Source organism: Desulfogranum mediterraneum DSM 13871 (assembly GCF_000429965.1).
Lineage (GTDB): Bacteria > Desulfobacterota > Desulfobulbia > Desulfobulbales > Desulfobulbaceae > Desulfogranum > Desulfogranum mediterraneum.
On the sequence record NZ_AUCW01000003.1, the window covers coordinates 50,996 to 65,833 of the forward strand.

The window sequence follows — 14,838 nt, forward strand, 5'->3', positions numbered from 1 at the left end:
ATTCCTCTATGGGTATAGTTGTAATTTCCGTTTAAAAAGAGTCATCAGCCGTCGCCGGGAGAAGAACTGCTGGAGACGGTGATTTGAGAACTCTAGTGTATCAGGCTACCAGTGCTGCTACCTTTTCAGCGGCGTCGGCCAGATCTACGGCATTGACCAGATCGAGTCCTGAATCAGCCAGGATCTTACGACCTTCTTCAACGTTTGTGCCTTCCATCCGGACAACGACAGGCACAGAAAGACTCAGCTTGGTAGCAGCCTGAACCACACCCTGGGCCAGGATATCGCAACGGAGAATACCACCGAATACATTGATCAAAATTCCTTTCACAGCGGGATCGCTCATGATCAAACGGAAACCGTTCTCAATGGCATCAGCGTTTGCTCCGCCTCCAACGTCAAGAAAGTTTGCAGGAGAGGCACCAGCCATCTTGACGATATCCATGGTGGCCATGGCCAGGCCGGCACCGTTCACGATGTTACCCACGTTGCCGTCCAGGTTGATGTAGTTGAGGCCATGCTCACTGGCTTCCAGTTCGATGGGATCTTCTTCCTCAGGATCATGCATCTCTTTGACGTCTGCATGACGATACATGGCGTTCCCGTCCACATCGATCTTGGCATCCAGAGCGATGATACCATTCTCTTCGGTGATGATCAGAGGATTGATCTCCAGCATGGAGCAGTCATAATCCACGAACAGGTTGTAGAGGTTTTTCACCAAAGCTGACATGGGCTTCATCAGCTCTTTTTCCAACTCCAGGCCAAAGCAGACCTGACGCATATGGAAGGGCTGGATACCGGTAACCGGACTGACACTGACGGTGATGATCCGCTCAGGGGTCTTGGCGGCCACCTCTTCGATATCCATACCACCATCCTGGCTACAGACGATGGCCACGGTGGAGGTCTCACGATCAGGAATAACGGAAAGGTAGAGTTCCTTCTTGATGGAAACGCCCTGCTCAACCAGGACCTTGTTAACCTTCTTCCCTTCGGCGCCGGTCTGCTTGGTAACCAGGGTCATACCGATGATGGCATCTGCACACTCTTTTACTTCTTCTTTGGTCTTGGCAAGCTTGACACCACCGCCCTTACCACGGCCACCAGCATGCACCTGGGCCTTTACCACTACAGGGAGTCCAAACTCATCCGCAATTTTCTCAACTTCTTCTGTCTTGTAAGCGACCTTGCCATTGGGGGTCGGTACATTGTATTTTCGGAATAATTCCTTGGCCTGATACTCATGAATTTTCATAGACGCATCCTTTTGCGGAGTACCGTTCATAAACCATGGGCGGTCTCCTAGAGAAGTAAAGTTATTACAAATTCCTATTGACACTAATGCTACGAGTTCCAAGTGAATGTCACTCGCTTTTTCGGGGATAGATTCGGTAAGACGCAGCGCAGGCTGGGCGGTAATCAGGACCAAGTATGGTCGTCATTACCAGTGCGGTCGACATGCATGCCCCGCAACACACCGGAGAACACCGTCAGCGGAGGCAGGGTCGATGTTGGTTGAGGAGGACCGCGTTGAAGGAAGTCGGTTTATAAACCGACATCATAATGTGGTTCTCAACGACAAAACACGACTCAAGGGAACTGACCGGTTTTCAGGTACTGTTACAGGCAGGAACTGCAGGGAAAATTAATGCGTGAGGCACTAATTCGGGTTGAAACCCACGTCTGAAAGATCTCCGGATGGTACCGGAACATCTTCCGCCAACGTCCATTTTACCGCTGCCATATCCGAAAAAACCACTCAAGACCCGGCACCGATACCAGGTGCCAAGTATGAGTCAAGCGATATACAAAGAAGTGGCGGCGGATGAATTCACCCGAAGCAAAAAGAAAAAACAGACAAGAAAGACAGGATATTAGCACAGGCAACCGGTGCTTAGTGTTGAGACTTACCGGTTACTTTACCCCTCCATTATCCATGATTCGATATTTGCACCCAGCACAACTTCTTCCAGAGAAATCACTCAAAACTCAGGATTTATAACAATATTCCAAGCAGGCAGTCAAGGGTTAAATAACGGCCGAAACTGGTAATATCCACAGGTACGCGGGGTAGGGAGATTTTTTAAGGAAGGCAACAGGGAACAGGGTGGTCACTGGGGATGAGACCGTTTACTCGTGTTCCTCTTTCTTTCTTTCTGAGATCTCATCAATGGATATCTCCAGTGAATCCAAGATGATACCGGTATAACGCTGGAGACGGTCCCGGATATAGGCGCGCAGCTCATGGAGCCCGCCTGCCAGGGTCTTGCCGTAGGGAACCCCCACATAGAGACTGATGCCGTAGCCGCTGCGGGCGGTCCTGACCTTCATCTTCTGCACCTGGACCTCCGAGTCATACTCGTCGATACAGTGGAGGATCATCTGGGTGAGGGCCGCCTCAGATATCCTGACCGAGCCGGGCGTCTTTTCCTCGGGATGAAAGTCGGGCTGAACCACGGACTTATCAAAAAAACGGGCCTTCTTGACCCCATCAAGGTTACGGCTGCCCTTAAAAAAGATCCGGATGGAATCGGAGAGAATCTGGGCATAGTCCCGTTTGATCTCGATGGCAGGGACCGGGATGACATGCTTGCCCTCTTCGAAGCGGGACTTGATGGCATTTTCGATATCCTCCTTACTGGCGATCTCCTCGATCTTGATGATCTGGGAGATCGGCGGCAGATCCAGCCGGTCGGCCATCCGGGCCACCATCTTATCCGAGGTACCGATCAGCAGGATCTTCTTGACCTTCTTCTTCTGGATCACCTCCACCATCCGGTCGCGGTGGACATCGTCGGTAAAGAGGGCGGTCTTGATGGCGCTGATATAGTTCTTCTCCTGCTTGGCTGATCTGCCGGCCAGGATGGTGGCCTCGTGGATCAGGAGGCCATCATCGACGATGTAGGGGATCCCGATTTTTTCCGCCAGGAGTTTGGCCCGAAAGCTCTTACCGGTCCCACTCTTGCCGACCAGGGCATACACCGTGATGCCCTGTAACCGTCCCTTGACCTTGTGAAAGAACTGGTAGATCTCTTTACCGGTCAGGTAAATCCACTGCTGGTCCTTACTGCTCTTTTCAGCTGAAGCTGGCATAATTCCTCATTGACTCGTTACTCGTGATGTTACAGTAGGCCTGGCATTGCCGCGCAGCAGGGCCGCAGAAACCATTGCGCGCAGACCTCGGCTTCGCAGCTACTCCCCACTCCACCAGGTATGCAAAAATTGTGCATAGTTATAGTAGAGCGGTAGCTGGCTGGGATACTGCAGGCGCGAGACATAGGCAAGACGCTGGCTGGCAAGATACCAGTTTGGAACCACATAGTAGCCATACCATAAAACCCTGTCAAGGGCTCGACAGGCAGCGGTCAACTCTGCCTGGCTGCTGGCGTAAATCACCTTATTTACCAGCAGATCCACCACCGGATCACCGACCCCGGCCAGGTTCCTGGAGCCCTTGCGGCCTGCAGCCTGGCTGGTCCAGTAATCACGTTGCTCGTTGCCCGGGGACTGGGACTGGGCAAAGACCGACACCGTCATCTCAAAGTCAAAATTCTTCAGCCGATCGGCATAGAGGGCCGGATCAATGGTCCGGTAGCTGGCCTCAATACCCAGCTTTTTCAAATTATTGACAAAAGGTGCCATCACCCGTTCAAAAGAGGGACTGACCAGGATAATCTCAAATCGAAACTCCTGGTCGCCGCGGCGCAAGACCCCGTCCTTCACCTCCCAGCCCTGCTCCCTGAGGATCTGTCTGGCCTGACGCAGGTTCGCGCGCAGACTTCCGGGGGCAGCGGTGCTGGCTGGCGCCAGCGCGGTGGTAAAGACCTCGGCCGGCAGCTGCTCCCTAAAGGGCTCCAGCAGGGCCAGTTCCCCAGCCGAGGGCAAGCCCCTGGCCGCCAGCTCGGAGTTGGCAAAGTAGGAGTTGGTCCGGGTGTACTGGTTATAGAACAGGGCCTGATTGGTCCACTCAAAGTCAAAGGCCAGGCCGATGGCCCGCCGTACCTGGCGGTCGGCAAAGAGGGGGTTGCGGGTATTAAAGACAAAGCCCTGCATGCCGGCGTTGTTGTGATGGGGGAAGGCGGTCTTCTTCAACAGGCCACGCTCAAACAGGGGACCGCGGAGATCACGCTCCCACTGTTTGGCCATGTTGACGTACATCAGATCATACTCTCCGGCCTTAAAGGCCTCCACACTGACGATCTGATCCTTGAAGTACTTGACCGTGATGGTGGAAAAGTTGAACATCCCCCTTCGGGTGGGATGATCGACGGCCCAGTAGTTGGGATTCTTGCGATACTGGATCGATTTCCCCGGCTTGACCTCGGCCACCAGATAGGGCCCTGAGCCCACCGGAACCGCCATGGCCCCTTGCCCCTGCCTGGGAGCAAAGGGGTGTTGCTGGTAAAAGCGTTTACTGAGGATCGGCAACTGACCGGCGATCAGATGGAGTTCCCGGTTGACCCGGGCGAAGTTGAAGCGGATCACCCCTGGCCCCAGGATCTGGGCATCGCTGATATCGTGGAAGTAGGCCTGGTAAAAGGGATGGGCCCCATCGCCCTTCAGGGTATTGAGGGAGAAGAGCACATCCTCGGCCATGACCTGGCTGCCGTCGGAGAAGCGGGCGCGCTCATCCAGGGTAAAGGTGACCGAGCGTTTGTCCGGGGCCAGGCTGATATCCCTGGCCAGAAGGCCGTAGCTGGCAATGGGTTCGTCCAGACTGGGAACGGTAAGGGTCTCAAAGACATAGAGGGAGAGTCCCAACGGCGGCACCCCCTTGAGGGTAAAGGGGTTGAGCTTGTCAAAACCGCCCAGGTCATGGAGGGTCAGGCTCCCCCCCTGCCTGGCCCGGGGCGAGGTATAGTCGAAGCGCTCAAATCCGGGAGCATACTTCAGGCTGCCATCCAGGCTCACCCCGTGGGCGGCCAGGGAGGGGAGTGCGGCCACCAGGCCAAGGAGACAGAGCAGAGCCGCGGCTGACAGCCAGCACCAGGGGGGCGGACCAGTTCTACAGATCTTTACCATTCCCATTTCATTTCCCTTTGTATTTCCCTTTGTATTTCCCATAAGGCAGGTACCACCACCCTAAGGTGCGACCAGAACCATTCTGATCTGTCTCGTCATTCTGATCCATCTAGTATATGCCATCCATTTCCCTCTGTGCAACACTCCTCTCCACCAGCCCGGCCGGGCTCCAGGAAAAAATTGACGAATCGCATCACTGGGTGTATTTAATGTGACTCTCTATAATCCGTAATTATCCAGCTGACCGGAACTGCCTGCCGGCACCGGTGCAGCCCTGATTGATGCCTCTTTGCCTCCAGGAGAACGACATGGGACAAACCATCACCGAAAAAATTTTTGCCGCCCATCGACGGGACACCCCGACCCCGGGCAACATGATCCTGGATCTCGATGTGATCATGTGCCATGAAATCACCACCCCAATCGCCATCATGGACCTGGTGGAAAAGGGTATGGATCGGGTCTGTGACCCCAGCAAAATCAAGGCCGTGATCGACCACGTTACCCCGGCCAAAGACTCCAAGACCGCCACCCAGGCCAAGATCATGCGCGACTGGGCGGCCCGCCACCAGATCAAGGACTTCTTTGATATCGGTCGAAACGGGGTCTGCCACGCCCTGTTCCCGGAAAAGGGCTTCATCCGCCCCGGCTACACCGTGATCATGGGCGATTCCCATACCTGCACCCACGGGGCCTTTGGCGCCTTTGCCGCCGGCGTGGGCACCACCGACCTGGAGGTGGGTATCCTCAAGGGCGTCTGCGCCTTCAGAACCCCACAGTCACTGAAGGTTGAACTCAAGGGCAGCCTCCGGCAGGGGGTCGTGGCCAAGGATATCATCCTGGCCATCATCAGGGAGCTCACCGTCAACGGCGCCACCGACATGGTGATCGAGTTCGGCGGCCCGGTGGTGGAGGCGATGAACATGGCCTCACGGATGACCCTCTGCAACATGGCCGTGGAGGCGGGAGCCACCTCCGGCGTCTGTCTGCCCGACGAGACCACGGCCCGCTACCTCTGGCCATTCATCCAGGACGACTACCCCACCCTGGAGGCAGCGGTGAGCGACTTTGCAAAGTGGCACTCCGACCCGGATGCCGAGTATGCCCGAACCCTCACCCTGGACGTCTCCGAGCTGCTCCCCCAGGTCACCTTCGGCTACAGGCCCGATAACGTCAAGGCCATCACAGAGCTTGCCGGTTCCCGGATCGACCAGGTCTACATCGGCTCCTGCACCAACGGCCGAATCGAAGATATCCGTGAGGCAGCCGCCATCCTGGACGGCAGGATGGTCGCCCCTGGTGTACGGGGGATCCTGACCCCTGCCACGCCGGCCATCTACTCTCAGGCCCTGGAAGAGGGACTGATCAAGATCTTCATGGACAGTGGTTTCTGTGTGCTCAACCCCACCTGCGGCGCCTGTCTGGGCATGAGCAGCGGCGTGCTGGCCGAGGGCGAGGTCTGCGCCTCAACCACCAACCGAAACTTCAACGGCAGAATGGGTAAGGGCGGCATGGTCCACCTGATGAGCCCGGCCAGTGCAGCTGCGGCCGCCGTCACCGGGGTGATCACCGATCCCCGTGAACTGCTCAGTTGACCCCCTTTGTCCAATACCATCACGCCACCACCAAGCCAACCCAAGAGGCATATCCGATGAAACACTTTGGCGGCCCAGCGGTCTTCATCGACCGAGACGACATCAACACCGACGAAATCATTCCGGCCAGGTACCTGACCGAAATCACCAAGAAGGCTCTCCAGCCCCACCTGCTGGAGGACCTCCACCTGGAAGACCAGACCTTTGATCCCCACTCACCCCAGATGGAGCAGGCCAGGTCCCTGGTCACCCGCTCCAACTTCGGCTGCGGCTCCTCCCGTGAGCATGCGGTCTGGGCCCTGGAGGTCAATGACATCAACCTGGTCATCGGCCAGAGTTTTGCCCGGATTTTCCGGCAGAACATGTTCAACTGCGGCATCCTGGCCGTGGAGTTGGCCCCCGCCGATCTGGACGCCCTCTTTGCACTGGAGGGCGAGGTCTCCATCGAGGTTGACCTGGGCCAGGAGCGGATCACCGCCACCCCGGCAGGGGGACAGGCAGTGAACTGTTCCTTTACCCTGAACCCCTTTGACAAGCAACTGGTCGAAGCAGGCGGCTGGCTCAGCTACGCCGACCAGAACTATTAAGACCCTGCTCCTCAGGGCCTCCCCCGTTCCCATTGACCAGTACGCTTGCCATGGACTCCCTCTTCTCTGACCGCATCACCGATGTCCCCCAGTCCTTTATCCGGGAGATCCTCAAGGTCACCCTGGATCCCTCCATCATCTCCTTTGCTGGCGGCCTGCCCAACCGCCAGCTCTTTCCGGTCCAGGCTCTGCAGCAGGCCGCTGACACGGTCTTCTCCCAGGCAGGCATGGATGCCCTCCAGTATGCCAACTCCGAAGGCTACCTCCCGCTGCGGGAATTTATCGCCCAACGCTACCGTCAAAAGCAGCAGCTGGAGGTGGCGCCGGAGCATATCCTGATCACCACCGGCTCCCAGCAGGGACTGGATCTCCTGGGCAAGACCCTGATCAACAGTGGTGATCCGGTGATGATCGAGGCTCCCGGTTATCTGGGCGCCATCCAGGCCTTTTCCATGTACCGCCCGCAGTTTGAAACCATTGCAGTGGATGAAGCGGGGATGGATATCCCTGCTCTGGAGCAGGTCCTGGACCGATGTTCCCCCAAGCTGCTCTATACGGTACCCAACTTTCAAAATCCCTCGGGCATCTCCTACAGCAGTGACAACCGGGCAGCGGTGGCCGCTCGGATCAGGGAGAGCCACTGTATCCTCATCCAGGACGATCCCTATGGAGAGCTGCGTTTTTCCGGCCATCCCAGAGAAAACTTCCTCTCCCTGATCCCGGAGCAGACCGTCCTCCTGGGCTCCTTTTCCAAGACCGTTGCCCCTGCCCTCCGAATAGGCTGGTTGGTAGCGCCGCCCCAGCTCATGGAAAAGCTGCTCATCGCCAAGCAGGCCTCAGACCTGCACACCGACTATCTGGCCCAACGGATCCTCCATCAGTATCTGAGAGATAACGATCTCGACCTCCATGTCAACCGCATTATCCAGGCCTATGGCCGGCAGAAGGAGGCCATGGTGGCGGCCATTGGCCGCCACTTCCCGGCCGGAGTGCACTGCACCAATCCAGAGGGCGGCATGTTCCTCTGGGTAACCCTGCCTGCTGCGATCTCGGCCATGGAACTCTTCCATACCGCTATCCGGGAAAAGGTTGCCTTTGTCCCGGGTACCCCCTTTTATGTCAACCGCCAGGACTGCAATACCCTGCGGCTGAACTTCTCCTGCATGGATTCGGAAACCATCGAGCGCGGAATAGAGCGACTGGGTCAGGCCATCCAAGGCATGATGGCCTAGGAAATCAGCAGAAACCACCATCAGGGAGCAGGGCGGCCTGTGCTGCACCAGCCGCTCTTGGACACAACAAAGCCCCCCTTCTTGCCGGCAAGAAGGGGGGCTTTGTTCACTCCCAGGCTCCCATGGTCGTGGGGCGCGGATGTGAGGCGCGGGTGTGAGGCGCCTGATTTTCGAGGCTCGCCTCCTGGTTCCTAGAGGGCAGCCTGGGCCAGAGATTTGATCAGGGCCTCCTGTTCCTGGTTGAGCTCGGTGGGAATCCGGATGGCTATCTTGACCAGCAGATCGCCCCGGGTCCCGCCGGGACCGGAGGGCAACCCATGTCCCTTGATCCGTAGTTTCGACTCCTGCTGGACCCCGGACGGCACCTTGACATTGAACTTCTTGCCCTCCAGGGTGGTGATCTCCACCGTGGTCCCCAGACAGGCCTGACTAAAGGGAATCCGTTGCTCCAGAAGCAGGTCATCACCATCACGATGGAACAGGGTATCATTGTCGACAGCAACCTTGAGGTAGAGATCACCGGGAGGTCCCCCGCCCGAAGAAGGACTGCCCTTGCCGCTCAGCCGCAGCCGCTTGCCCGCCTCGATCCCCGGAGGTACCTTAACGGTCACGTTTCTGGGTTGTCCGTTATGGCGCAGGCTGATGACCTTTTCCGCACCATTGAGCACATCTTCCAGGCTGATCTTCAACTCAAAGGTCAGGTCCTTGCCCTTGACCGCCTGCCTGGAACTGCAACCGCCGCCAGCGCAGCCATTGGTGCGCATCCCTGCCCCTGCCTGGCTGAAAAAGGATTCAAAGGGGGAGCCGCCCTGCTGATGGCCTTGAAAACCTCCTGCTGAACGAAAGGAATTACCACCAAAGCCAAACTGACGCAGGATATCGTTGAGATCAAAGCCCCGAAAGATGTCTTCCTGGGAATAGCGCTGCTGAAAGCCGTTGGCACCAAAGGTGTCATACTGCTGCCGCTTCTCTGGATCGGAGAGCACGGCATAGGCCTCACTGATCTCTTTAAATTTTCGCTCTGACTCGGCATCACCGGGATTTTTATCCGGGTGATGCTTGAGGGCCAGTTTTCGATAGGCCTTTTTAATTTCCGCGGCAGAGGCATCTTTGGCCACGCCCAGTTTCTGGTAATACTCCATAGTCCTTGTGTCGTGTCACATGTTTGCTGGTTAGTGTTTGGCGCAGTGATCCTGCGCTGGATAAACTATAAGCCTGAAGTGGTGATTGTCTATTCCGTAACTCGCTTTATTTGCCGCCGATGAGCCCAGCCCTCTTTCCGGAGTGCACCAGGCCGGGATGCTGCCGACAGAGCCGATCCAGGACCCGGGCACGCTGATTCTTTTCCTGGTTGAGCAGGATCACATAGGGACTGCCATCGCCCAGGTAGCCGGCATAATTATAAACCCCCTCCAGGGTGCCGGTTTTGGCCCGAACATTCCGCTGCCTGGGCAAGAGGGAGCCGTGGCCGGCAAAGAGACGCAGTATCTCCAGCATGCTGCGAACCGTTACCCTGTTCTCCCTGGACAAGCCGGCCCCGTCCACCACCACCGTTGCAGTTCGGGCGGCAGGACTCAACTCCGCGTCAAGCAGCTCGGCCACGGCAGCAGCACCCTTTTCCCAGGTGGCAGGGCTACCGAACCTCTTGGCTCCACAGGCCAGAAAGAGCTGGTTGGCGATGTAATTTGAGGAGTAGCGAAGCATGGCCTGGATCACCTCTTCCAAGGTTCTTGGATTATGGCTGACCAAGAGCAGGGTGGCCCCGGCAGGAACCGGCCGCTCTCCCAGCGGACCCTGAACCGCTATGCCTGCCTCTGCCATGATGGCAGCAAACAACTCCGCGCTGTGGCGGGCAGCCTGTTTCCCGGGCACCCCCCCTCTGCCCGTGATGTTGAGTCGATGACGGCCAGGCGCCAGCCCGGGTGCCACGGCCTGCATCAGCGGCAAGAGCGGTGTCTGTGGTTCCGCAGAACTGACCCGACCCTGCCCATCCACCCGGATGGGCAGGGTATTGAAATTCACCCCTGTGGCACTCACCGGGGCATCATAGGCATTGGCACTGTTGCCGCTCCCAGGCGGGCTGCCCTCGACTGCCAGCAGGCTGTCATCGATGAACAGCCCCTGAACCCGCCGCAGTCCATGGGCCTGCAAGCGGCCAACCACCCGCCGGACCTCTTCCGAGATCAAGAGCGGGTCACCGCTCCCCCTGATATAGAGGTTCTGGCTCCGATCCAGATGGAACTCGGTGCCAAAGCGATGGGAAGGGCCCAGGATACGGAAGGCAGCCTGGGCAGTGATGATCTTGATGATGCTGGCCGGGATATAGGCTTGGTCCAGGTTACAGCCCTCAGCCAAGGGAGGCGCAGCGACTACGCCGACCCCATAGCCGCCGTTCTCGATCAGCTCCGGATACTCCGGGCAGACGGCTGGAGCCAGCTGCCAGGACAACAGACAGAGCAGCCAGGAAAAGAGCAGCCCCCATATCCTCGCACCGACGCCTCTCCTGTTTCCAATCATGAACCGCATCTCCTCATCCCCTGACACCTACACCTGGACCGACCACCCTCTGCCAGCCAGCGCAGCTGGAATTTCCGGGACCAGAGCAGCGGCTCAGCAGCAGCTGGGCTTCCTGGACAACAGACCTGTTCATGGGCTCTCCTCCCCTCTTCTCTGTTTCTTTAAAAAAAGGAGGCCCGCTCCTCCCGCCTGCTGCCGGCAGGGCCGGGCAAGGAGTTGCGCCCCCTCCAAGGCGGCAACATCCACAAGCCCTCTCAGGCAGGGGTCTCCACCTCCTGGATGGCAAGCTTGGTGATCCGGGAGAGCAGGGCCTGACGGGGAGAGAGCCCCAGACCATGCTCCAGGATCTCCCTGGGGTTGGTCCCGGCCTGGCCATGATAATGGTAGAGGGCCAGGACCAGAATATTCTCCTCAAGCCCTATGGATTCCACCAGGGGGCGGAGATCCAGTTGCCTTTTTTTCCGCTTTCTGATCCGCTCGATCCAGAGGTGGTCCAGTTCGGAGAAGTCTTGCAGCCTGGTTGCCAAAGCCTCTGGATCCACCCCGGTCTCCTCAATCCGGTAGAGGGCCCGGAAACTGGCCTGGCCCGCCTTTTTCACCGGCTTGATCCCGCTCACCCGGATGGTGGGAGGAAGCTGGCTGTTGAGCCGCTCCACGGTCTGGCTCAGGGAGTTGAGGGGGGAGGCCAGTTCCATCTCAAAGAACTCGGCCAGACTCTCCATGCCCACGGGCAGGGCCTGACTAAAGGAGACCTTGGGTGAGGGGTTGAAGCCCTGGGAAAAAAGCAGGGGCAGCTCGGCCCGCTGCAGGACCCGGAAGATCAGCTGGAGGATCTCCAGGTGACCGTAAAAACGGCTGTCGCCCAGGCGCGCATAGTCGACCCGGTAGCTAAAGGCCGGCCGCTCCCCCTGCTCCTTTTTGCTAAGGGAACTCATCATGGGGCTGGTGGGTGCCAGCGGCGCCTCTTTATCCCCATGGACCTGCGGACGGAGGGTGGAAAAATCGCAGAGACCGCACTGCTGGCAGCCATGGACCCGGCAATCCTTGGTATAGCTGCGTTCCAGGGCCCGCTCCCGCTCCTGGAGCAGGAAGTCCCGGCCAACACCGCTCTTCAGGTGATCCCAGGGCAGGATCTCATCCAGGGCCCGGGCCCGCAGATAGTCATCGAGATCAAGCCCGCACTCCAGGGCCGCCTCCTGCCAACGCTCGAGGTTAAAATGCTCGGACCAGCCGTCCAGACGGGCCCCCATCTCCCAGGCCCTGATCAGCAGGGGGGCCAGGCGTCGATCCCCCCGGGAAAAGACCCCCTCCAGATAGGATTGACGGGCATCATGCCACTTGAGGGCAAATCCCTTTCTGGGCAAGAGCTCCTTCAAGCGGCTGATCTTTGCCAGGGACTCGTCCATGGAGAGCTGCGCCTCCCACTGAAAGGGGGTATGGGGCTTGGGCACAAAGGTGCCCACACTGACGTTGATGGTCACCTGTTTCACCTTGCCGGGCCCGGCCTCGAGCCTGGCCTTTTGGACCAGCTCGACAATGGCCTCCAGATCCTCCCTGGTCTCGGTGGGCAGCCCGATCATGAAATAAAATTTAATCAGTTTCCAGCCAAAACTAAAGGCATCCCTGCAGGTGGTGAGCAGGTCTTCTTCGCTGATCCCCTTGTTGATCACCTCCCGCAGACGGTCGGTACCCGCCTCAGGAGCCACGGTAAAGCCGGTCTTGCGGACCCGCTTGATCTGATCCATCAGGGTCGGGGTAAGGGTCCCCACCCGCATGGAGGGCATGGAGACCGAGACATACTCGGCGGCAAAACGATCCATCAGCGAGGTGAGCAGAGGGGCTATACAGGAGTAATCACCGCTGGAGAGGGAGAGCAGGGCCAGCTCATCAAAACCACTGGCCTTGATCCCGGCTTCCGCCATCTCCATGATCTCTTCCCTACTCCGCTCACGGACCGGTCGATAGATGATCCCGGCCTGGCAGAAACGGCAGCCCCGCGTACAACCCCGGGCGATCTCGATCCCCAGGCGATCATGGACCGGTTTGACAACGGGGACCAGGGGCTTGGCCAGAATCTCCGGGGCATGCATCTCAGGGATCACCCTCCGACTCACCGAGGAGTAGTCAGGATCCAGGGGGGTCACCTCCAGGAGACTGCTGCCCTCATAACGGGGCCGAAACAGGGAGGGCACATAGACGCCAGGAACCCGGGCAAGACGACTGCAGATCTCCCGACGGGGTACACCTGCGGCCTTGAGTTCAGCCAAGAGCATACTCACCTCGGCGATGATCTCCTCGCCGTCACCCAGGATAATGGCATCAAAGAAGTCGGCCACCGGCTCTGGGTTGAGGGCCCCGGCCCCTCCGCCGAGCACCAGGGGATGGTCATCACCGCGCTCAGCGGCATAGAAGGGGATACCGGCCAGGTCCAGGACCGTGAGGATATTGGTATAGCAGAGCTCATAGGGCAGGGTAAAGCCCACCACATCATAGGCCTGCAGGGGCAGCCTGGCCTCCAGGGAAAAGAGGGGCAGCTGCTCTTCCTTCAAGGCTGCTGCCATATCTATATCCGGGGTATAGCAGCGGTGGGCCAGACTGTCGTTCCGGCTGTTGAGGATATGATAGAGAATCTGCAAGCCCTGATGGGACATCCCGATCTCATAGAGATCGGGAAAAACGAGACAAAAGTGGATCTGCTCATCCTGCCACGCCTTGGTTTCTGCATTCAACTCACCGCCGATATACCTCCCTGGTTTACGGACAAGGGGCAGGATCTGATCGACATTAACCTGTTTATGTATTGACATTAGAAATAAAGTAGGCTGTAATTCCCAAAGCCTCGCCTGTAACGATCCAGCAAGGGGAACATGTTTATTAACTTTTATTCACCCAGACCTGGACAAAGGTCGTCCAGCGCCTGGGTGATCACAAAACACAATGAATTACCAACGAATAACTGTTATCTGCTCGTTTCTGATCCTCCTGACCCTCTCTGCGGTCAGCGCGACAGCTGCGGGACTGCGACTTGAGCGCATCGACTTCGCCGCCCTCTCTGCCGACAGAGAGCAGGTGGTGCTGCAACTCAACGGACCCTATATCCTAAATAGTTTCACTTTAAAAGGTGAAAAGCCCAGGCTGGTCTTTGACTTCAAAGACGCCAGGATCGCTGCCTCGATTCAAAACCAGACCAGCACCAACGGTGCCCTCATCCGCCAAATCCGGGTGGGCATGCATGGCGGCGGTGATCCCAAGACCAGGGTCGTCTTCGACCTGGCAGGCCTGGCGGGGGTGACGGTGCATCAGGCGCGTGATGATGACCACTTCTCCCTGACCATTCTCCTCTCCAGGAGCAGGGCTGCAGACGCCCCCGCCCCTTCCCCCCCGGGTGCGGTCTCGACCCCACCGCTCCCGGACGCAGAGCCGGCCGGTCCGGCTGCCGCTGTGAAGCTGGAGCCGCAACAGCCCTTGTCCCCGCCCCCTTTGCCTGGGCCTGCTGCCAAACAGAAGCTTGCTGCACCCACGATAGCGACCCTGGAGTCCATCCGTTATGAAAATTCCGCGCTCAAGGGAGAGATGATCCTCTTCCAACTCAACGGCTTCTACCCGCCAACGGTCCAGGGGGTCGAAGAGGGAGTGCCCAGGGCGGTGTGTGACTTTGCCAATACCCGACTCGGAGCGGAGGTGAAGACGATCAACAGAATCAAGGGGACCTATCTCAAGGCGATCCGGGTGGGGCAACACCGCAACCCGGAAAAGATCCGGGTGGTCCTGGACCTGGAGGCCAACAACAACTATGACCTCCAACAGCTCTTCTTCCGGGAAGAAAAGCTCTTTGTGATCATTATCAACACCATCGAGCCGACGCCAGCAACCCAGCCCTGA

The 14,838-nt window shown here is 58.2% G+C and carries 10 protein-coding genes; 4 read left to right on the forward strand and 6 right to left on the reverse strand.

The features are described from left to right. Positions 1-100 precede the first annotated feature (100 nt). The 3 genes from sucC to G494_RS0100210 form a co-directional block, all read right to left on the reverse strand. The gene (sucC, locus tag G494_RS0100200; protein WP_028582883.1) at positions 101-1,258 is read right to left on the reverse strand and encodes an ADP-forming succinate--CoA ligase subunit beta; all 1,158 of its coding nucleotides are present in this window, start codon (positions 1,256-1,258) and stop codon (positions 101-103) included. 875 nt (positions 1,259-2,133) lie between these two features. Next, positions 2,134-3,096, reverse strand: coding sequence for a hypothetical protein (locus G494_RS0100205; protein ID WP_153305705.1), 963 nt, complete (start codon positions 3,094-3,096; stop codon positions 2,134-2,136). Positions 3,097-3,195: 99 nt separating this feature from the next. Further along, on the reverse strand, positions 3,196-5,025 hold the full coding sequence (locus G494_RS0100210) for an extracellular solute-binding protein (protein WP_051305165.1): 1,830 nt from the start codon (positions 5,023-5,025) through the stop codon (positions 3,196-3,198). Positions 5,026-5,333: 308 nt separating this feature from the next. Between G494_RS0100210 and G494_RS0100215 the strand changes: the two genes are divergently transcribed. From G494_RS0100215 to G494_RS0100225, 3 genes are read left to right on the forward strand one after another with little or no spacing between them, the layout of a single operon-like run. Next, positions 5,334-6,620 carry a 3-isopropylmalate dehydratase large subunit gene (locus G494_RS0100215; protein WP_028582886.1) on the forward strand — a complete coding sequence of 429 codons (1,287 nt, stop codon included), beginning with the start codon at positions 5,334-5,336 and terminating at the stop codon, positions 6,618-6,620. A 56-nt stretch (positions 6,621-6,676) separates the two neighbouring features. After that, positions 6,677-7,207 (forward strand): 3-isopropylmalate dehydratase small subunit, encoded by a 531-nt coding sequence (locus G494_RS0100220; RefSeq protein WP_028582887.1) that lies wholly within the window; start codon positions 6,677-6,679, stop codon positions 7,205-7,207. Positions 7,208-7,257: 50 nt separating this feature from the next. Next, positions 7,258-8,439 carry an aminotransferase-like domain-containing protein gene (locus tag G494_RS0100225; RefSeq protein WP_028582888.1) on the forward strand — a complete coding sequence of 394 codons (1,182 nt, stop codon included), beginning with the start codon at positions 7,258-7,260 and terminating at the stop codon, positions 8,437-8,439. Positions 8,440-8,630: 191 nt separating this feature from the next. On the opposite strand, the gene G494_RS0100230 is transcribed toward G494_RS0100225, so the two are convergent. From G494_RS0100230 to G494_RS0100240, 3 genes are all read right to left on the reverse strand, one after another. Next, entirely contained in the window at positions 8,631-9,581 is a 951-nt protein-coding gene (locus tag G494_RS0100230; RefSeq protein WP_028582889.1) for a DnaJ C-terminal domain-containing protein, read from the reverse strand. A 106-nt stretch (positions 9,582-9,687) separates the two neighbouring features. Continuing rightward, complete coding sequence (locus G494_RS21225) at positions 9,688-10,956, reverse strand: D-alanyl-D-alanine carboxypeptidase/D-alanyl-D-alanine-endopeptidase (protein WP_051305167.1); 1,269 nt, start codon at positions 10,954-10,956, stop codon at positions 9,688-9,690. A 254-nt stretch (positions 10,957-11,210) separates the two neighbouring features. Continuing rightward, complete coding sequence (locus G494_RS0100240; RefSeq protein ID WP_028582890.1) at positions 11,211-13,763, reverse strand: TIGR03960 family B12-binding radical SAM protein; 2,553 nt, start codon at positions 13,761-13,763, stop codon at positions 11,211-11,213. A 130-nt stretch (positions 13,764-13,893) separates the two neighbouring features. On the opposite strand from G494_RS0100240, the gene G494_RS0100245 reads away from it, so the two are divergent. After that, a complete protein-coding gene (locus tag G494_RS0100245; protein ID WP_028582891.1) occupies positions 13,894-14,838 on the forward strand; it encodes an AMIN domain-containing protein in 945 nt (314 codons plus the stop codon).